Annotated in this window: 14 protein-coding genes; 5 read left to right on the plus strand and 9 right to left on the minus strand. The window is 68.8% G+C overall.

The features are described 5' to 3' along the window. Positions 1-2 precede the first annotated feature (2 nt). From QM591_RS02650 to QM591_RS02660, 3 genes are all read right to left on the minus strand, one after another. Complete coding sequence (locus QM591_RS02650) at positions 3-2,444, minus strand: hypothetical protein (RefSeq protein WP_415129324.1); 2,442 nt, start codon at positions 2,442-2,444, stop codon at positions 3-5. A 224-nt stretch (positions 2,445-2,668) separates the two neighbouring features. Next, entirely contained in the window at positions 2,669-3,910 is a 1,242-nt protein-coding gene (locus QM591_RS02655) for an Nramp family divalent metal transporter (RefSeq protein ID WP_415129326.1), read from the minus strand. 203 nt (positions 3,911-4,113) lie between these two features. After that, the gene (locus QM591_RS02660) at positions 4,114-5,049 is read right to left on the minus strand and encodes a dihydrodipicolinate synthase family protein (RefSeq protein ID WP_415129328.1); all 936 of its coding nucleotides are present in this window, start codon (positions 5,047-5,049) and stop codon (positions 4,114-4,116) included. 179 nt (positions 5,050-5,228) lie between these two features. On the opposite strand from QM591_RS02660, the gene QM591_RS02665 reads away from it, so the two are divergent. Continuing rightward, positions 5,229-6,287: a LacI family DNA-binding transcriptional regulator gene (locus QM591_RS02665; protein ID WP_415129330.1), complete on the plus strand. Its 1,059-nt coding sequence runs from the start codon at positions 5,229-5,231 to the stop codon at positions 6,285-6,287. Here the strand turns inward: QM591_RS02665 and QM591_RS02670 are convergent. From QM591_RS02670 to QM591_RS02695, 6 genes are all read right to left on the minus strand, one after another. Beyond that, positions 6,284-7,090: a ChbG/HpnK family deacetylase gene (locus QM591_RS02670; protein ID WP_415129332.1), complete on the minus strand. Its 807-nt coding sequence runs from the start codon at positions 7,088-7,090 to the stop codon at positions 6,284-6,286. The two genes, QM591_RS02665 and QM591_RS02670, sit on opposite strands and share 4 nt — an antisense overlap. A gap of 7 nt (positions 7,091-7,097) precedes the next feature. After that, on the minus strand, positions 7,098-8,006 hold the full coding sequence (locus QM591_RS02675) for a PRD domain-containing protein (protein ID WP_415129334.1): 909 nt from the start codon (positions 8,004-8,006) through the stop codon (positions 7,098-7,100). 61 nt (positions 8,007-8,067) lie between these two features. Next, positions 8,068-9,984, minus strand: coding sequence for a glucose PTS transporter subunit IIA (locus tag QM591_RS02680; RefSeq protein WP_415129336.1), 1,917 nt, complete (start codon positions 9,982-9,984; stop codon positions 8,068-8,070). A 257-nt stretch (positions 9,985-10,241) separates the two neighbouring features. Further along, entirely contained in the window at positions 10,242-11,528 is a 1,287-nt protein-coding gene (locus QM591_RS02685; RefSeq protein WP_415129338.1) for a glycosyl hydrolase family 28-related protein, read from the minus strand. 72 nt (positions 11,529-11,600) lie between these two features. Next, positions 11,601-12,485 carry a LysR family transcriptional regulator gene (locus QM591_RS02690; RefSeq protein ID WP_415129340.1) on the minus strand — a complete coding sequence of 295 codons (885 nt, stop codon included), beginning with the start codon at positions 12,483-12,485 and terminating at the stop codon, positions 11,601-11,603. 59 nt (positions 12,486-12,544) lie between these two features. Next, complete coding sequence (locus QM591_RS02695) at positions 12,545-13,417, minus strand: sugar phosphate isomerase/epimerase family protein (protein WP_415129342.1); 873 nt, start codon at positions 13,415-13,417, stop codon at positions 12,545-12,547. Positions 13,418-13,605: 188 nt separating this feature from the next. Between QM591_RS02695 and QM591_RS02700 the strand changes: the two genes are divergently transcribed. The 4 genes from QM591_RS02700 to QM591_RS02715 all read left to right on the plus strand — a co-directional run bounded on the left by QM591_RS02700 (position 13,606) and on the right by QM591_RS02715 (position 18,126). After that, positions 13,606-14,910 carry an alpha-L-fucosidase gene (locus QM591_RS02700; RefSeq protein WP_415129344.1) on the plus strand — a complete coding sequence of 435 codons (1,305 nt, stop codon included), beginning with the start codon at positions 13,606-13,608 and terminating at the stop codon, positions 14,908-14,910. Between the two features lie 69 nt (positions 14,911-14,979). Beyond that, the gene (locus QM591_RS02705; protein WP_415129346.1) at positions 14,980-16,281 is read left to right on the plus strand and encodes an ABC transporter substrate-binding protein; all 1,302 of its coding nucleotides are present in this window, start codon (positions 14,980-14,982) and stop codon (positions 16,279-16,281) included. 16 nt (positions 16,282-16,297) lie between these two features. Continuing rightward, positions 16,298-17,227: a carbohydrate ABC transporter permease gene (locus tag QM591_RS02710; protein WP_415129348.1), complete on the plus strand. Its 930-nt coding sequence runs from the start codon at positions 16,298-16,300 to the stop codon at positions 17,225-17,227. Then, positions 17,227-18,126 carry a carbohydrate ABC transporter permease gene (locus QM591_RS02715; protein ID WP_415129350.1) on the plus strand — a complete coding sequence of 300 codons (900 nt, stop codon included), beginning with the start codon at positions 17,227-17,229 and terminating at the stop codon, positions 18,124-18,126. The genes QM591_RS02710 and QM591_RS02715 overlap by 1 nt, the downstream gene beginning before the upstream one ends. The last annotated feature ends 3 nt before the right edge of the window (positions 18,127-18,129 follow it).

The raw sequence follows: 18,129 nt of genomic DNA on the forward strand, positions 1-18,129 counted from the left end.
GGTCAGGGTCGCGCGGTCCGCAGGGATTCGGGAACGTCGCTCCCGTAGCGGTCGAGGGCGACGGCGAGGATGCCGAACTGCTCGGTGAGTTGGCCCTCGTACCCGCAGGTCGCTCCGTCCCAGTACCGCCAGTCCACGCCGGTCTGCGATCCGCCGAACGCGCTCCCGTCGGCGAGCGTCTCGCATAGGGATGTCAGGAGCGACTCGGCCTCTGCGATCATCCCCACACGGAACAGCGCAGCGACGAAGTGACGCGACTGCGAATGAGAGAGGGCGCCGTTGAGGTAGAACCCGTGGGGAAAGCCCTGCATGGGGGCGGTGAGGTCGGCATCGGGGATTGACCACAGGTTGTTGGGGAGCCCCCAGCGCGGATCGGGCGCGCCACAGCGCTGGTACTCGTCCCAGAGGGCGGCGATCACGGCGCGCTCGCGCTCGGGCGGCAGCACGCCGCTCGTCGCCACGATCGCATTGACGGCCAGGAATGCATAGTCGTGGAGGGCGCCGTCGGCCGACCGCCACCCGGCGATCCACCCCGTGTCGGGGTTGTGGAAGGCCGGCAGGAACGCGCGTTGCAGCCGCGCCGTCCATTCCGCCAGTCCTTCGGCGAGGTCGCCCGCCCCCAGCCGCGGCAGGGAGACGGCGAGGAGGCGCAGCGTGCGGAAGAGGAGGGCGTTGACGTAGGCGTCTTTCCATCCGAACGACACGACGTCGTACCAGTTGGTGCTCCAGTCGTGTTCGCCGCTGACGCCGCGGCGGTGGGGGCTCTCGATGAGGCCGTCGCCGTCGAGATCCCGCGCCGCGAGCGCATCGAGGTGGGCGCGGAGGCGAGGGCGGTAGGCGTCGACCCAGGCGGCGTCGTCCGATCCCTCGAGGTACTCGGCGAGCCCCAGCAGCGTGCCCACTCCCGAGATCAGGTACTCGTCCTCCGCTGGGCGCAGCAGGGGCCCGTCGCGAAGGGTGCCGCTCGCATAGCCGGGTCCGCCGTCGAGCCAGCGCTCCAGCGAGTCGCGCAGCATGGTGCGTGTGTCGATCCCCGGGGCGACCTCGCCGCAGCGCATCGCCAGAGCCGACCAGGTGTCCATGCTCATCGGGCAGTGGATGGAGACGCTGTTGTTGCTGTACGTGCCCGTGTCGGCGCGATACGACAGTCCCGTCAGCGCGGTGCGGCGGATCGCGCGCGCGATCTGCTCCGGAGCATCGGCGCGCGCCTCGACGCCCGTGTCGGTGACGCGCCACGAGACCCGGGCGTGGAAGGTGCCCTCGGCCAGCACGACGGTGCCGCGATCGGTGGGCTCCTCGCCGAGCCTCAGCTCGCCCAGCAGCCAGCCGTTGCCCCGATCGGCATCGGAGCGCCACGCGGCATCGGCGCTGTCGCTCACGAGATGGAACGAGCCGTGGCCGGGCACGTGGAGGAGGAGCGGGAGGTCGACAAGGCCCGTCCGGCCGACGCGACGCGCCGTGCCGAGCGTCGTCGTGGCGGCCGCACCCGGGTCGAACGCGGTCTGCCACACGGCGCTCTCCCAGGCCTCGACGGTGCGGCCGGACGTGCGGGTCGCCTCGAGCTCCAGTCCCTCGGGCGTCATCGTCCAGGCGAGCCGCAGGCGCTGGCCGGCATCGGGGATCGTGAGGTCGTACGTGACGGTCGCGCCCTTCACGCGTACCTCTCCCTCCACCCGGCAGCGCAGGGCAGGTCCGACGAGCGACGAGCCGCCGACCGGATGCAGCATGACTCCCTGCAGGTTCACGCCGGGACGGTGCAGGAGCAGATCGCGCTCGACGCGGCCGTGCCCCTCGTCGTCGACGGCGAGGAAACTGAATCCGGCGCGACCGAGCGAGAAGCCGACCGCGTAACGGTCGGTGCTAAAGCGCACCTCACCCCGATCGACCTCGGCCGAGACGCCGTCGGGGAGGCCCGACAGATCGACGCCCCCGTTCCGCAACCGTGTCTCTCCCTGGGTCGGCGCCACCGGGTCGTCACCGATCAGCTCGAACGCGTCGTCGGCGAGGTTCCAGGGCGTCCACGGTCCATCGAGCGCGCTCCGGCGCACCTCGATCACCGCGGCCGCCGTCTTCACGCCGCCGAGATCGAACTCCACGGGCGGCGCCGATCCGCCCGTGGGCATCGGCAGGTCGGTGACATCGAGGAGCGTCGTCCACCCGGCCCCGGTGAGAGCCCGGACGCGGAACGCCGATACCGCGTCCCATTGATCCTCACTGCCGCACTTGTGATAGCCGCGCCCGGGCCGCACCCGGAGCGTCTGCAGCGGTGTGGGTGCCGGAAGACGGAGCGTGCGGGCGTGGACGATCCGGCGCCCGACGAGCGCGTCGGTGGGATCGCCGTCGGCCCAGATGGCCACCGTGACACCGGAGCGGTTGCGAAAGCCCATCCCTCCGAGGGGCGGAGGGCGTTCGATGAGGGAGAGCAGGTCGACGGTGGCGGTCATCGGGCATCCGTGGGTCTGTCGGGCACAACGGTGTGCGGGGAACGCGCACGGGAGAGCACCATGCGCAATCGATTTTTCACGATGTTAGCGCACGATGCCCCGCTGCGCCACGCCGACTTCGCCCGCAGACCGAGACGCCCCGCACCGGGCCGGACGTCGGAGACGCGGACCCGAGCGGGGCGTTCGATGGGGGCTGCGGAAACGGGGGCGCCCGCAGGGTGGGGTCAGGTGAGGAGGCTGATGGCGAGCCGAATGGAGAGAGCGACGACCGACACGAGTCCGATGACCCCCATCACGTTCTGCCACCAGCGATTGCGGAGGCTCCCCATGAGGGCACGGTTGTTCGCCATGATGAGGATGAGCGCCGCCAGGATCGGGGCGAACAGAACGGTCAGGGCCTGCGCGATGACGATCAGCTCCACCGGCGACGACCCCGAGAAGACCAGCGTGATCGCGAGGCCGAAGGCCAGGATGAAGGCGCTGCCGAGACGAGCCGTCGTCGTGTCCGCGGAGCCGCCGCGCCCGAGAGCGTCGGAGATCATCGTTCCGCCGGCCACGCAGTTCGGGATCATCGACGAGAAGGCGGCGCCGAAGAACCCCAGGGCGAAGATCCATGCACCGACGGGGCCCGCGATGGGCTCGAAGATCCGCGCCAGCCCGCCGAACGCCCCGGGGGCGTCGGTGCCCGTCGCGTGGAGCACGGCCGCGGCGACGACGATCACGAGGGCGGTCATGATCCCCGGTGCGATGATGCCGGGAATCGTGTCGACGATCGTGATGTCGCGATAGTCCGCCTCGGTGCGGCGCCGGGCCTTGGTGCCGTAGGAGGCGTAGAAGGCTGCGTTGATGGAGAAGTTCGTGCCGACGAGCCCGATGATCAGCAGCCACGCACCGTCCGGCACGACCGGGATGAGTCCGGCGCCGGCCGCGGCCCAGTCCGGGTTGGCGGCGAAGGCCGAGACGATGAAGCACACGGCCATGAGTGCGACGATGACGATGAGCACCTTCTCGACCACGCGGTAGATGCCCTTGAGGAGCAGGATCGTGGCGACGGCAGCGGAGCAGATGATGGTCCACATGACGGGCGAGGTGCCCGGGATCAGCATCGACAGGCCGACTCCCGAGCCGACCGCGTTGCCCACCGAGAAGCAGAGGGTGATGAGGAAGACGCCGAACCCGGCGACCACGCCGACCCATCCCCCGAGGGTCTCCTTGATGGAGGCGATGAGGGACACCGGAGTCCGTATCCCGAGCCGCACGCTCATGTCGGTGAGGAACACCATGAGGATCGTCGAGACGATGATGACCCAGATGAGGGTGTAGCCGTAGAGCGCGCCGGCGTTCATCGCCGTGGTCAGGTTGCCGGGGCCGAACTGCCAGGCGCCCGCGACGAAAGCGGGGCCGATGAGAGTGAGCTGTCGCCAGAAGGAGCGACGAGTGTGACGGGACTCGACGATGGACCTCACTGTCTCAGTCGAGATGCGCCCGTGTCCAGTGGCAGGCGTGGCGGGCGGTCGGGTGGCGGAGGGGCGGTCGGTGCTCATGGTTCTCCTTCGTGGGAGGGCGGCGGTGCCGCATCGTCGTCATTGACTGAGGGGCGGTGCTCCGAGGGTGAGGACCGCGAGTTCCGGGCGGGGGCGTCCGCGACACGCCCCCGCCCGGAGGTGGATCACGCCGAAACGGTCACCGTGCCGAGCTCGGCCGAGGCGAAGGCGGCGGCGATCTCGGCGTCCGCTCCGGGTTCCAGCGGCAGGAGCGGCGTACGCACCGTCGCGTGGTCGAGGATGCCGCGGTTGACGAGTCCCCACTTGAGGGCGACCGTGCCCTCCATGTGCGATCCGCGGTGATACACGGCCTTGGTGACGGGAAGCAGGCGCTCGTGGATCGCGTGGGCGGCGGCGTAGTCGCGCGCCTTCCCCGCCTCGATCAGCTCGATCAGCAACTCCGGCGCGATGTTGCCGTAGCCGACGAGCAGGCCGTCCACGTCGAACATCGTCGGCAGCAGGTACTCGTCGTGGCACGACAGGATCTGCAGTTCGGGGTAGGCGGCTCGCAGGGCGGGGATCTCCGTGTACCACCGGCGCATGTTGCGGACGCCGTTCTTGGTGTGGTTGACCCCCTCCTGCCCTGCGATCTCGAGCTGGGTGTCGAGGTCGTAGGAGGCCTTGGTGTTGTCGGGGTACTGGAACAGGATCTCCTCCAAGCCGGACTCCTCCCAGATCGCGCGGTAGCGGGTCTGCGGTGCGCCGGGCTGGAAACCGAAGCGCAGCCAGCCGTGCGAGGGGTAGACGAGCGCACCCTTCGCTCCGGCGTCGGCGGCAGCCTTGGCCTCCTTGGCGGCGGTGAGGTTCCCTTCCTTGGTGATGCCGGCGATGATCGGCAACCGGTCGTCGACCGAGTCGCGAAAGGCGCGGATGACGTCGAGCTGCTCCTCCTCGGTGAGGAAGGTGCCTTCGCCGGCGTGACCGAGCACGACGAGGCTCTTCACGCCGTCGAGCGAGCCGAGCCAGGATCCCAGTCGCTGGATCGCTGCGTAGTCGACGTCACCGTCTTCCGTGAAGGGGGTGACGGGGGCGGGGTTGAGGCCGCGGAGGTCGAGGACCATGGGAGGCTCCTTCTCTTCGTCGAGATCCACCGAACTGAGAACGTTGGCGGGAACGTTTGCATGAACGTTTGCAAGTATCGTGGGGACATGAGTTCCTGTCAACCCTTTCGAGGCTCGCGGGGTCTGATGCCGACTCGAGGTCTGGCTAGACTGTGCGCGGCGACGGGGAGGGCGCATCGATGAGCACACCGCACGCGGGGCCGGGATCGCGCCATCGCGACGGGGGGCCGGTGACCCTGCGAGAGGTCGCCGAGGCGGCAGGGGTGAGCATCTCCACCGTGAGCAGGATCCTCGACGAACGGACGCCGCCGTCGAAGTCCGAGACTGCGCAACGCGTGCGCGCCGTCGCCGACGAGCTGGGATACCGCCGGAACGTCTTCGCCTCCAACCTCCGCCGGGGTGCGACGGGCACGATCGGGGTCCTCGTTCCCCGCCTGACCGACGCGGTGATGGCGATGATGTTCGAGGCGATCGAGCGCGTCGCCCGCCAGCGCGGCTACTTCGCGGTCGTCGCGACCTGCGGCGACGATCCCGACGCGGAACGCCGCGCCACCGAGACCCTGCTCGATCGCGGCGTGGACGGGCTGATCCTGGCCACCGCGCGTCTCGACGACGAGCTGCCCGCTTCGCTCCGCTCGCGCGGGGTGCCGCACGTCCTGGCGCTGCGCACCGACCGCGTGAGTCCGTCATCGCTCGGAGACGACGAAACCGGCGGATACCTCGCTCTCCGGCACCTGCTCGACCTCGGTCATCGCGACATCGGTGTCATCACGGGCCCGTGGTTCACCTCCAGCGGGCGCGATCGTCGCGCGGGCGCGACCCGTGCCGCGGCCGAAGCGGGAGTGGCGCTCGCCGACGAGCGCATCCTCGCCGTCGGGTACGGGCTGCAGCACGGCATCGATGCCGGGCGCCAGCTGCTCGCGGGGGACTCGCGGCCCACCGCGATCTTCGCCGCCAACGACAACCTCGCCGTCGGGGTGCTGAGCGTCGCGTACTCCCTGGGCATCCGTATCGGTGAAGAGCTCTCGATCGTCGGGTACAACGACATCCCGCTCGTCGCGCAGCTGCCGGTGCCGCTGACCTCCGTCCACACCCCGTTCGACCAGATCGCCGCCAACGCCGTGGAGCTCCTGCTCGGGGAGAGTTCGACGCAGACGCTGGTCGCTCTGCCCTCGCTCATCCCGCGCCAGTCCACCGCGCCCCACCGACCGGCGCACGCGCCCCCGGTCGGCCGCTAAGCGGGAAGCGCGTCGGTGAGGCGGATGATCTCCACGCCGGCGTCGTCGAGGCGGCGCCGGACGGCGGGCGAGGTCACCAGCTCCAGGTCGCGCGCGCGGATGATCGAGTAGCTGCTGAGCTCGAGGATCTCGGCGTCGACGTAGCCGGGGTGGACGATCAGCAGGCTCGCCTCGTGCGAGAGGATCGTCGGCAGCAGCCTGTCGATGGCCCCCACCGCGTCCGCGCGGGCCTGATCGGGGAGCGGAAACGGCTTGGCGTACCAGTCGTTGGGCAGGAGCGGCAGACCGCCCGTGCGGTACAGATCGTCGACGAACGGCACCCCCAGGTCGTCCGCCGCGCGACGGACCACCTCGTCGGAGACGGGCGAGACGAGCGAGTGGTGGTGCACGTAGGCGGGCGCCCGCCCCATGAGCTCGAAGAACCGCTCGATCTGCGCGGCGGCCTCGGCAGCGGTCTGCTCCGGGTCGAAAGGCTCGTCCGCGAACTCGGTGTACACGGCGTCGCCGCCCACCACGCGATGTGCCTCACGGATCTCGCCCGACGAACGGAAGCGCCCCGAGGGCGTCACGAGTCCCGGCACCTCGGCCGCGGGAAGGAGCGGAACGCCTGTCACGAAGTTCAGGTCGATCCCGACGTCCACGCCGTCGAGCTCGCGGAGCCGCTGCGCGGCGAACTCCGCATCCGGGCAGTTGGTGAACATGCCGGTGGCGCGGACGATCCCGGTGGAGATCGCGTCGAGGATCCCGAGGGTCGAGCCGTGGGTGATGGCGATGTCGTCGGCTTGGACGATGAGGGCGGTCATGACTGTCTCATTTCTCGGGTGCGGGTGCGGGTGCGGGAGCGGGTGCGGCTGCGGGTGCGGGTGGTGCGGTGTAGACGTCGCGACGCTGCTCGTCGCGCAGCGTGATCAGGTGGAGGAGCAGGTAGATCTTCTCTTCGTCGGTCACTCCCGCCTCGAACGCGGAGTCCAGGTACGCGCCGATGCGTTCCGCGCAGGCGTAGAGGTCCGCGTTGTCGGCGATGAGGGCGGCGTAGTACTCGTCGGCCGCGCCGTGGTGGACGCGATGCCGGGTCAAGCGCTGCACGACGAACTTGATGTGCGTCAGAAAGCGTGCGCTCGCGGTCGTCGAGCCGTCGACCTCGATGCCGAGGTCTTCGCGGACGATGTCGATGAGCGCGCGGATGGTCGTCCCCAGGGTCATCGCGCGGCCGGGATCGCCGACGAGCCCGGCGTTGACGAGGTGCAGCGTGATGAAGCCGGCCTCGTCGAGGGGGAGCTTGCGGCCGAGCTCCGCATGGATGACGTCGAGGGCGTGGAGGGCGATCGCGAACTCGTTCGGGTAGGTCATCTTCGTCTCCCACAACATGGAGTTGTAGAGCGGGATGCCGTCGTCGATACGCCGGATGGACTGCGCGATGTGGTCGGCGAGGCCCACCTCCACGGGGGAGGGGAGCTCGATGCCGTAGGTCTTGGACAGCAGCTCCGACACGCGCGTCGTCGCGCGAAGCACCGGATAGGGCACCTCCAGCAGCACGCGGAACGCGCCGCTGCGTCCGACGCCGGTGAGATGGAACTCGCGCTCGACGCGGGACTCGTCGACCGGCTTGCCTTTGCTCGTGAGGTAGCCGACGCCGGCTCCCACGAGGATGACGTCCTCGCCGTCGGCGTCGACGGCATTGACGATGTTGTTGTTGAAGATCTTGGTGATGGTGCGCATGGGATTCTCGCCTGCGATGGGGTGGGGCCGGCGTCGGGTCGCCGGCCCCACCAGAGGGTGGCTAGTCGGCCGCCGGGTGGATGGTGAACAGAGGGGCGCGCTCGGCGACCGCCCCATCGGCGCGGAGGTCGACACGCTGGTCGCCGCCGAGGTTGGTGACCACCACGGGGGTGACGAGGGAGTAGCCGGCCGCCGAGATTGCGGCGGCGTCGAACTCCATGAGGAGATCGCCGGCTGCCACGCGCTGCCCCTGCACCACCCGGGTCGTGAAGTGCGTGCCCTCGAGGCGCACGGTGTCGATCCCCACGTGGATGAGGAGCTCCACGCCCTCGTCGGTGCGGATGCCGATCGCGTGACCGGTCGCGGGGACGGCCACGACGGTGCCACCGACGGGAGCGACGACGCGGTCGCCCGTGGGGTCGATCGCGACGCCCGGTCCGATGAGTCCTCCCGAGAAGATCGGGTCGGGAGTCTGCGCGAGCGCCAGCACCGTGCCGGCCAGGGGCGCGCCGACCGCGACCGTGGCGGTGCGGGCAGCCCCGTCGACGAGGCCGCGGAAGCCGGAACCGGAGCCGGCGACGGGAGCGGGCGTGGCCTCAGCGTCGGCGGACTCCACGGTGGCCGTGCCCTTCTTCTGGTAACCCCACACCTGCAGCAGCACGATCGGGACGACGAGTCCGACGACGAGGGCGATGACGGCTCCGACCACCGGCACCAGCAGCGGCAGCGCCAGGATCGGCGCAGGGCTGAACCCGACGCCGTAGACGCCGAAGATGCCGAGCACGAGACCCGATGCGGCGGCCGAGATCATCTGGATGATGAGCACGCGACGGAAGGGGAGCACGAGGCCGTAGAGCGTGGGCTCGGTGATGCCGCCGATCCCGACGGAGATCGTGGCGGCGACGGCCGTGTCGCGGAGCTTCCCGTTGCGCTCGCGTGCGGCACGGATGACCATGCCGAGCGCGACGCCGAAGATCGCGTACTGGTACCCGAACGCCGCGCCGATGATCACGCTGCTGCCCGCGGCGAGTTCCACGAGCGCGATGGAGATGAGCGCCCAGTGGATGCCCATCGCGACGAGGAACACCCAGAGCGCCGGAACCACGACGTAGAAGACGAGCGGAGCGTTCGTGCTGAGCCAGGCGAGCCCCTCGCCGATCCCCTGTCCGACGACGACGCCGATCGGCCCGAACACCAGCGCCGTCAGCGGCACGAGGATGAGGAGCTCGAGGGTCGGCACGAACACCTGCTGCAGGGCGCGCGGCAGCACTCGCTTGAGCAGTCGGTCGAAGCCCGCGAGCGCCAGCGCCATGAGCAGGGCCGGGAACATCGAGCTCGCGTACGAGTACATGAACAGCGGCAGCCCGAACGCCTGTGCCACGGAGCCCTGCTCGCCGATCGCGGTGAAGGCGGGGTGGAGGAGGGCAGCGGCGATCGCGGCGCCGACGAACGGGTTGGCGCCGAGCTTGCGCGACGCGGTGAAGCCCACGAACACGGGGAGGAAGAAGAACACCGCGTTTCCGGTCGCGGTGAGCACCGCCGCGGTCGGGCTGTCGGCCGCGAGCACGCCGAACTGGGTGAGCAGCAGCACGAGCACCTGCACGAGGGCCGCGCCGGTGATCGCGGGGATCAGAGGCTGGAACGTCGCCGCGAGGAAGTCGAACACGACGTCCAGCGGTCGGCGCTTCCCCGTCGCCTCGGCGGTGTCGTCGAGGCGGGACCAGCCGGGCAGTGCGACCAGCCGGTCACGCACCTGGTCGACGTGCGTGCCGATGACGACCTGCACCTGTCCGCCCGCGCGGACCGTCTGCAGCACCCCGGGGGTGTCGTTCAGCCGGTCGAAGTCGACTTTGCCCTCGTCGCGCACGACGAAGCGCAGTCGGGTCGTGCAGTTGTGTACCGACGCGACGTTCTCGGCTCCACCGACGAGATCGCCGATCGTTCGCGCGAGAGTCGCATCCGTGTCCGTGGTGACCACGGCTCCTCCTTCATTGGATGATCTGCGGAAGTCTCGCCTGCGGGCAACAAAAAAGACCTCACACCACGAACGGATCGTGATGGAGGTCTCGCCTGCCGTGCAGTAGCAATCCTCACGTGGGACGGGCGTCCCGCCGAGAATTATCCTCACCCGCGCGGAGAACGTCAACCCTGCCGCCGAGTGTCCACGACGCGCGCAGGCGTAGCCGCCGGGGGCGGCATGTCGTGGACACTCGGCCGCAGGGGGGAGGGGGGCGTTTAGAGGTTGTCGGCCACCACCCAGTGGGTGCCGACAGTGGCGTCGTTGTCGATCTCACCGGACACGTTGCCGAGGAGGTTGTTGTCGGTGATCATCAGCACGTCGCCGTAGCCGTCCTCGATGTGGATCGCGTACGACTGTGAGGCAACGAACGAGTCCAGCGGCCCGATGCGGTTGTTCTGGATCATCACGCCGTCGGCGCCGTCTCGCAGCACGATCGCCGGCTTGCGCGACCCCGAGCCGAACAGGCGGGAGTTGCCGGCAATCCGCGAGTCTTGAATGCTCACGTCCTGCGCGCCGTCGGTCACGTCGATGCCGACACCGCCGTTGTTGTAGATGCGGCTCGCCGAGATCGTGATGCCGAGCACGTCACCGATCACGATGCCGGTCTGTCCGGCGCTGGCCGCCCAGCCGTTGGTCATCACGACCGACTGCGCCGACTGCAGATCCATCCCGATGACGGCCTGGGTGTCGGCGAGGAAGTTCGTGAGGAACAGGTAGTTCGGCGGCACGCCGTTACGCGAGTTGGTCGTCAGCAGCCCGGTGCCCCCGCCGTTGACGTTGATGTTCGTCAGGTAGGCGCCGCCGACGTTGGTGTCGAGGTGGATGCCGATGTCCGTCGTGTTGCTGGAGAGGTTGACCTCGAGGTCGGACATGAGCACGTCGCCGATCTCGACCACGTAGATCGCGGTGTCGACCGGGTAGCTGAACACCGTGTCGAGGATGTTGAGCTGGCCACCGCCGTCGGCCTTGATGCCGTAGGCCCCCATCTTCGTGATCGCGGGGTTCGCGTTGTCGCCGAATCCCATCGACTGCACGTACACGCGCCAGCAGTTCTTGCAGTCCAACGCCGTGCCCGTCGCCGACGTCGACGCGTACGACAACTCCATGCCGCGCAGCGTGAGCTGGTTGACGACGGCGCCCGTGCCGGAATCGACGTCGAAGATGTCGGCGGCGGCATCCTGCTGGATGATCTTCACCGTTGCGCGGTTGTTGCCGTAGAACGTGTAGCCGCCCTTGGACACCTCCAGGGCGCCGTCGATCGCGTACGCCCCGGGCGGGAAGTACAGCGTCTTTCCTTCGTCCTCCGCGTCGGCGATGCAGGCGGTCAGCGCCGCGAGGTTGTCGGTGGCGCCATCGGCGACGGCGCCGCAGTCGTCCACCACATTGAACTCGCCCGGGGTGGGAAGGCTCGCGGTGGCGGGCGCGGCGAGGGCTGTCGCTGCGATCACCGCCGCCAGCGCTGCACCTGTGCCGCCGGCGATGGTCCATCGTCTTCTGGTCATGTCGGTTCGTCTCCTGTGTCTCGGTCTTCGTTGGCCGATAGCCGTCGTCGTCGACGGCTCTCCGTGCCGAAACTAGACCGCCACGCGCTGGGGGGCGCCGGCGAAAACCGCACCACCCGATCCGGATTGCGGAACACGCTCGGGGATCGCTCGCACGGGGGAGCGGCGGCACGTGACGGCGCCCACCCACTCGGGTCCGTCGACCGAGGCTCTGATGCCATAGCGCAGCCGCGGTGCGCGGTCGTCGATCGATGCCGTGAAGCGGGGCGACGGCGGCGGCGCGGCCCCCTCCGACATCACCGCCGTGGCCTGGCCTGCCGCCACCATCGCCAGAACGATCCCCACGTGAGCGACGGGCTCGGGTGTGCCGGAGAAGGGATAGTCGGCGGCGAGGAGGAGCGGCAGCTCGGATGCCACGACGAGCACCGGGCCGGAGTCGGCCGGTGGCCACGGGAGCGCTGACTCGATGGTCACGACCGTCTCCTCCCAGAGCACCTGCTGGGTGTCCGAGGGGCCGGGGCGCCGGATCACCGGCTCCAGCGCCGCATCGATCGCGTGGGACTGCAGCGCCGCGTCGACGGCATCCGCGGAGATCTCCGAGAACGAGGGACGGACGCCGGCCGGCCACTCGATGGCGGCGAGCAGCGCCGGCGGCACGGGAAGGCAGATGCCCACCCGTGCCGACGAGCGGTCTCGGTCGCGCGCGGCCGCCACTGCGGCATCGAGCTCGTCCACGGCGAGCCGGGCGTGGGCGAGGAAGGCGTCGCCGGCCGGAGTCAGATGCGCGCCGCGCGGGCCGCGGGCGACCAGGCGCACCCCGACCACCCGCTCCAGCGCCGCGAGGTGCGCACTCACGCGCGACTGACTGAGGTGCAGGGCGTGGGCCGCCGAGCGGATGCCGGCGTGGTGCGCGATGGCGAGGAAGGTGTCGACCCAGTCGGTTTGCACGGCTCGCATCGACGCGGCTCCACCGGGGGGAGAGGAGAGCGCGGACATCGATCCGGGCGCCGGGCCGCTCAGTGCATCGCGATGGTCTCGACGGCGCGGACGGCGCCTCGCATGTACTGGTTGGCGTGGCGGGCGAGGTCGACGTTGTCGTCCCACAGATTGCGCCACACCCCCAGCATGTTGCTGAGCACCGGGTCGACCACCGCCGAGGAGAAGGACTCGAAGACGATCGGGCCGTCGTAGCCGATGCGGTTGAGAGCGCGGAACGCGGTGTCGAAATCGACCGATCCCGAGCCCAGGTATCCGCGGTGACTCTCGCCGATGTGCACGTACCCGAGCCGGTCGCCCGCATCCAGGAACGGGTTCATCATGTCCGACTCCTCGATGTTCATGTGGTACGTGTCGAGGTGGATGTAGGCATTGGGGTGATCGAGTTCGGTCACGTAGGCGATCGCTTCTCTCGCCGTGTTCATGATGTTCGTCTCGTAGCGGTTGACGACCTCCAGCCCGACGCGGATGCCGTGCGACTGTGCGCGGTCGGCCACCCGGCGCATGACCTCCATGCCGTTGCGCCGTCCCTGCGCGGTGGCGGGCGCCATGTGCTTCTTCAGCGCGCCGTAGACCACGCCCACCAGCCAGTCGGCGCCGAGTTCGGCCAGCACGTCGACGGCGCGGTTGAGCAGGTTTTCGCCGGCGGCGATCGCGGCCGGGTCTTCGCTACTGATGTCGGTGGCGTCGCCGAGGCCCAGGGAGGCGTTGATGCCGATGCCGTACTCGTCGATGACCGCGCGACCCTGCGCGGCGTCGAACGAGTACGGGTCCAGAAGGGGGATCTCGATGAGGTCGTATCCGGCCTCGGCGGTCTGGCGCACCGCTCGGCGGAAGCTCTCGGTGTCGAAGCTGCCTGACCACACTGATCCATGGCATCCGAACTGTGACATGACGACGCATCCTCTCTGATGACTGACACTGGTTCGATCAGACTACAGACAACGTTGTCTGTGCAAAAGGGGCGAGCGATCCCCCCACTTGGCACTCGGGGCTTGACGCATGAGACAACGTTGTCTAGCATGACGCAGACGCCGTGATGATCGCGGTGGGAGACGACATGACGAAGGAGTCAACGGACGTGAGCGCGCTGCAAGCCTCGACGGCAGGCCTGGATCGGTACCAGAACGACCGGTTCGGCATGTTCGTGCATTGGGGGCTGTACGCCTTGATCGGCGCCAACGAGTGGGCCATGTTCCACGATCGCTGGTCCGTCGTCGACTACGAGCGCCTGGCCGATCGCTTCGAGGCGCCCCGCTTCGACGCCCGCGCGTGGGCCGACACGGCCGCCGATGCCGGACAGAAGTACCTGACGATCACCTCGCGCCACCACGATGGCTTCTCGATGTACGACACGTCGCTGTCGGACTACAAGGTGACCCGCGCTCCGTTCGGCCGCGACCCCATCGCCGAGCTCGCCGAGGCGTGCCGCGACCGCGGAGTGCGCTTGGGCTTCTACGTGTCGCTTCTGGACTGGCACCATCCCGCCTATCGCGCCGTGCTGCGCGAGCGGAGCGGGATGGCGTGGGACGACTACGTCGCGTTCCTCCACGGGCAAGTGGAGGAGCTGTGCACACGCTACGGCGACATCGCCTCGTTCTGGCTCGATGGCTACTGGCCCGCCGAATGGCCGATTCCCCGCTTCCCCAACTGGTTCGCCCCCGGCGGCGACTTCCACTTCGCCGAGCTGTACGAGACCATCCACCGCCTGCAGCCGGACGCCGTCGTGATGAACAACCACCATCTGGAACCGCTTCCCGGTGAGGACGTCCAGGGGTTCGAAGGCGACGTGCCCGGCGAGAACACGAACGCCGGCATGAACCGCACGGCACCGATCCTCGACGTGCGCGAGACCTGCCAGACGGTGATGACGCACAGCTACGGCTTCCACAAGGACGACCACCACTACCGCCCGGCACAGGAGCAGCTCGCGATGCTGCTGCGCGCCGCGGGCGCGGGGGCGAACTTCCTCCTCAACGTCGGACCGACCCCCGACGGCGAGATCCCTCTGCCGGCACGCGCCCGCCTGGGCGAGCTGGGTGCGTGGCTGCGCACGCACGGCGAGAGCGTCTACGGAACACGCGCCGGTCGCGTGGTCGTCGCCGACAGCCACGGCACCGCACCCCTGACCTCGTCGCTGGCCGTCACCTCGCGCGGTAACCTCACGCACTACATCCATCTCTTGGACGGCGACGTGCCGACGTCGTTCCTCGTCGATCTCCCCGCCGGCGTGCACGCTGGTGGAGCGACGGCGACGTTGCTCCACGACCACGAACCCGTACCGGTCGACCTCCGGGGCGACGGCGACACTCTGCGTGTCACCGTGCCCGCAGAGCGACGAACCGGATCGGTCACCACTGTCCGCGTCGACCTATCGGCGACGTAGACCCCGCGCCGGACACCCACCGGTGCGACAGCCCTTCACCCATCACTCAACGAAGAGACGAGAGGCCTCATGAACAAGAGATTCCTGAGCGGCGGAGCAGCCATCCTGGTGGCGACGCTCGCGCTCACATCGTGCTCGGGTGGCGCAGAGCCCACCCCGAGCGCCGAGCAGTCCCGCGGCGACTTCACGCTGTGGTACTCCAACGTCCCCGAAGAGAAGGTCTGGGCCGAACAGGTCATGAAGGCCTGGAACGCCGACCACCCCGACGAGCAGGTCACGGGCGAGGCTCTGCCGCAGACGTCTGACTCCAACGCCGCCGTGCAGGCCGCGATCGTCGCCGGAAACGTCCCGTGCCTCGTCTACAACATGGACGGTGCCGGAATCCAGCAGTTCGTCGCCACCGGTGGCGTCGTCAACCTGTCGGAGACCTTCGACGATGCCGACGCATTCATCGACGAGCGCACGGGAAGCGACCGGGCGACCGGCTACGCCTTCGGCGACCAGTTCTACAGCGTGCCGTGGAAGTCCAACCCCGACATGGTGCTCTACAACAAGGACGTGTTCGCCAAGGCCGGGCTCGACCCCGACAACCCCGGCATCACGAACTACTCGGAGTTCGCTGCCGCGGCGAAGAAGATCGTCGACTCCGGCGCGGCCGACTACGCGCTCACCCTCGGAACGGGCGGCGAGTACTTCTGGAACTGGTGGGACTGGTACCCGCTCTACATTGCTGCCACCGGCGGTCAGCAGGCCGTGGTCGATGGGACCCCGAAGTTCGGCTCTGCCGAGGGCGTCGCGGCCGGCGAGCTGCTGCGCGGGCTCGTGGAGGACGGCTCCATCCCCAAGCAGATCCCGCCGAACACCTGGCCGTTCGGCGAGGGCAACGCGGCCATGTTCATCACCGGGTCCTACACGGTCTCGGCGCTGCGCAACTCCGAGAAGGTCACCGACCTCGGAGCGTTCCCGGTGCCGCTGCCGGACGGCTCCTCGCAGTCGGACGTCTGGACGTTCGCCGATGCGAAGGTCGTGTCGCTCTTCAGCAACTGCGACAACAAGGCGAGTGCCTGGGACTTCCTGAAGTTCTCGATGTCGGAGGAGAACGACGTCGCGCTGCTGGAGGCCGCGTGGCAGATTCCGCTCCGCAAGGGCATGGCAGACCTCGACAACGCGGTGTTCCAGGAGCAGCCCGTGGTGAAGACCTTCGCCGAGCAGGCCGACCGCACCACCGACGTTCCGGTGACCCCGAACGGCGTGGCGGTCTGGCAGGCGTTCCGCGACAACTTCATCAAGGCGGTGTTCAACCAGTCCGTGAGCGTCGCCGACGCCTTCACGGCTGCCGACGAGGCCGCCAAGCCACTGCTGGCGGAGTGAACCGGAAAGCCACTTCATGACCACGATCGATCGTTCGATCGCTGCGCGCGTGCGCCGGGGAGTCCAAGCGACTCGGCGCACGCGCGCAGAGCATGTCGCCGGGGCGCTGTTCAGTGCCCCCTTCATGCTCTACGCGATCCTCATCTTCGCCGTTCCCCTGGGTACGGCGGTCTACATCTCGTTCTTCGCCTATCGGTTCACGGCTCCCGGAGCCTCGATCGAGTTCCCCTTCATCGGCCTCGACAACTACGGCAAGATCCTCACCGACCCCCGCACCCTGCAGTCCTTCGGCAACGCGCTCCTGGCGATCGCGATCACCGTGCCGGTCACGATCGGGGTGGGGCTCCTGCTGGCGCTCGCGCTGAACTCGCCGCTGCGCGGGCGGGGGTTCTTCCGCACCGCCTACTACCTGCCGTTCATCACCGCGGCGGTCGCCCTCATCCAGGTGGCGATCCTCGTCCTGCAGCCGGACGGACTCCTCACCTCGCTGCTGGGTCCCTTCGCCCCGGAGGACGGCTTCCTCATGAGCCCGGTGTGGGCGATGCCGATCATCTCGCTGTTCGTCGCGTGGAAGCAGCTCGGGTTCTTCGTGCTGCTCTACCTCGGGGCCCTGCAGTCGATTCCGACCGAGCGCTTCGAGGCGGCGGAGGTCGACGGTGCCGGAGCCGTACGCCGGTTCTTCCACATCGCCCTGCCGGGCGTCGCGCCGGTGACGACCCTCGTGATCGTGTTGTGCACGATCACCTGCGTCAACATCTTCACCGAGCCTTACCTGATGACGCAGGGCGGCGGGCCCGACGGCGCATCCACCACCCCCGGTCTGCTGATCTACCAGCAGGGATTCCAACAGGGCAACGCCGGCTACGCGTCCGCCCTCGGGATCGTCATCGGGATCTTCGTCCTCGTGATCTCGCTCCTGCAGCGACGAATCTTCCGGAGCAGCTGATGACCGCCACCGAACTCATCGTCACCGGGCGCGCCCGTCCTCGCCGTCGGGTCGGAACCAGCGCTCGTCGGCGCCGCACGCTGACCCGCGTGGTCCAGGTCGTGTCACTGGCCCTGGGCGCTCTCGTCTTCCTCTTCCCCTTCTACTACATGCTGGTCGTGTCGTTCAGCCCGAACTGGACGGCGGACTGGTCGGTGCTCGTTCCCGGAGAGCTCACGCTCAACAACTACGCCGAGCTGTTCGAGTCGACCAACGTCGGCCGATCGATGCTCAACTCCGCGATCTTCGCGGGCGGAGTGGTCATCCTCACTCAAGTGGGTGCTCTCCTGTGCGGCTACGCGCTCGCGTTCATCCACTTCCACGGCAGCCGCTTGGTCTTTGCCACCGTGCTGCTGCTGCAGATCGTGCCGTTCCAGGTGCTGCTGATCCCGCTGTACGTGCTCGTGACGCGTAGCTACGGGCTCGGCGACAGCTACGCCGGGATGATCCTGCCGTTCGCGATCAATGCCGGAGTGGTGTTCATCTACCGGCAGTTCTTCCTCACCATTCCGGTGGAGATGATCGAGGCGGCCAAGCTCGATGGTGCGGGCCACGTGCGCACGCTGTGGTACGTGATCCTGCCGCTGACGCGACCGGCCCTGGTGACCGGGGTGGTGCTGTCCTTCGTCGGGCCGTGGAACGACTTCCTGTGGCCGTTCCTGATCACCAAGGCGCAGGAGATGCAGCCGCTCGCGGTCTCGCTGATCTCGTTCCAGTCGAACATCATCCAGCGCCTCGACAACCCCACCGGCGCCATCATGGCCGACGCGACACTGCTCATGCTTCCCAGCGTCGTGCTGTTCGTGCTCGGGCAGCGGTGGTTCACCACCACCGGCCTCGGCGGCGCCGTCAAAGAATGACCG

It is taken from the genome of Microbacterium sp. (genome assembly GCF_047607225.1).
GTDB lineage: Bacteria > Actinomycetota > Actinomycetes > Actinomycetales > Microbacteriaceae > Microbacterium.

Bases quoted from the DNA above. Each gene is read 5' to 3' on its own strand.
- QM591_RS02650 (WP_415129324.1), bottom strand. From the start codon at position 2,444: ATGACCGCCACCGTCGACCTGCTCTCCCTCATCGAACGCCCTCCGCCC.
- QM591_RS02660 (WP_415129328.1), bottom strand. From the start codon at position 5,049: ATGGTCCTCGACCTCCGCGGCCTCAACCCCGCCCCCGTCACCCCCTTC.
- QM591_RS02665 (WP_415129330.1), top strand. From the start codon at position 5,229: ATGAGCACACCGCACGCGGGGCCGGGATCGCGCCATCGCGACGGGGGG.
- QM591_RS02670 (WP_415129332.1), bottom strand. From the start codon at position 7,090: ATGACCGCCCTCATCGTCCAAGCCGACGACATCGCCATCACCCACGGC.
- QM591_RS02675 (WP_415129334.1), bottom strand. From the start codon at position 8,006: ATGCGCACCATCACCAAGATCTTCAACAACAACATCGTCAATGCCGTC.
- QM591_RS02685 (WP_415129338.1), bottom strand. From the start codon at position 11,528: ATGACCAGAAGACGATGGACCATCGCCGGCGGCACAGGTGCAGCGCTG.
- QM591_RS02690 (WP_415129340.1), bottom strand. From the start codon at position 12,485: ATGCGAGCCGTGCAAACCGACTGGGTCGACACCTTCCTCGCCATCGCG.
- QM591_RS02695 (WP_415129342.1), bottom strand. From the start codon at position 13,417: ATGTCACAGTTCGGATGCCATGGATCAGTGTGGTCAGGCAGCTTCGAC.
- QM591_RS02705 (WP_415129346.1), top strand. From the start codon at position 14,980: ATGAACAAGAGATTCCTGAGCGGCGGAGCAGCCATCCTGGTGGCGACG.
- QM591_RS02710 (WP_415129348.1), top strand. From the start codon at position 16,298: ATGACCACGATCGATCGTTCGATCGCTGCGCGCGTGCGCCGGGGAGTC.
- QM591_RS02715 (WP_415129350.1), top strand. From the start codon at position 17,227: ATGACCGCCACCGAACTCATCGTCACCGGGCGCGCCCGTCCTCGCCGT.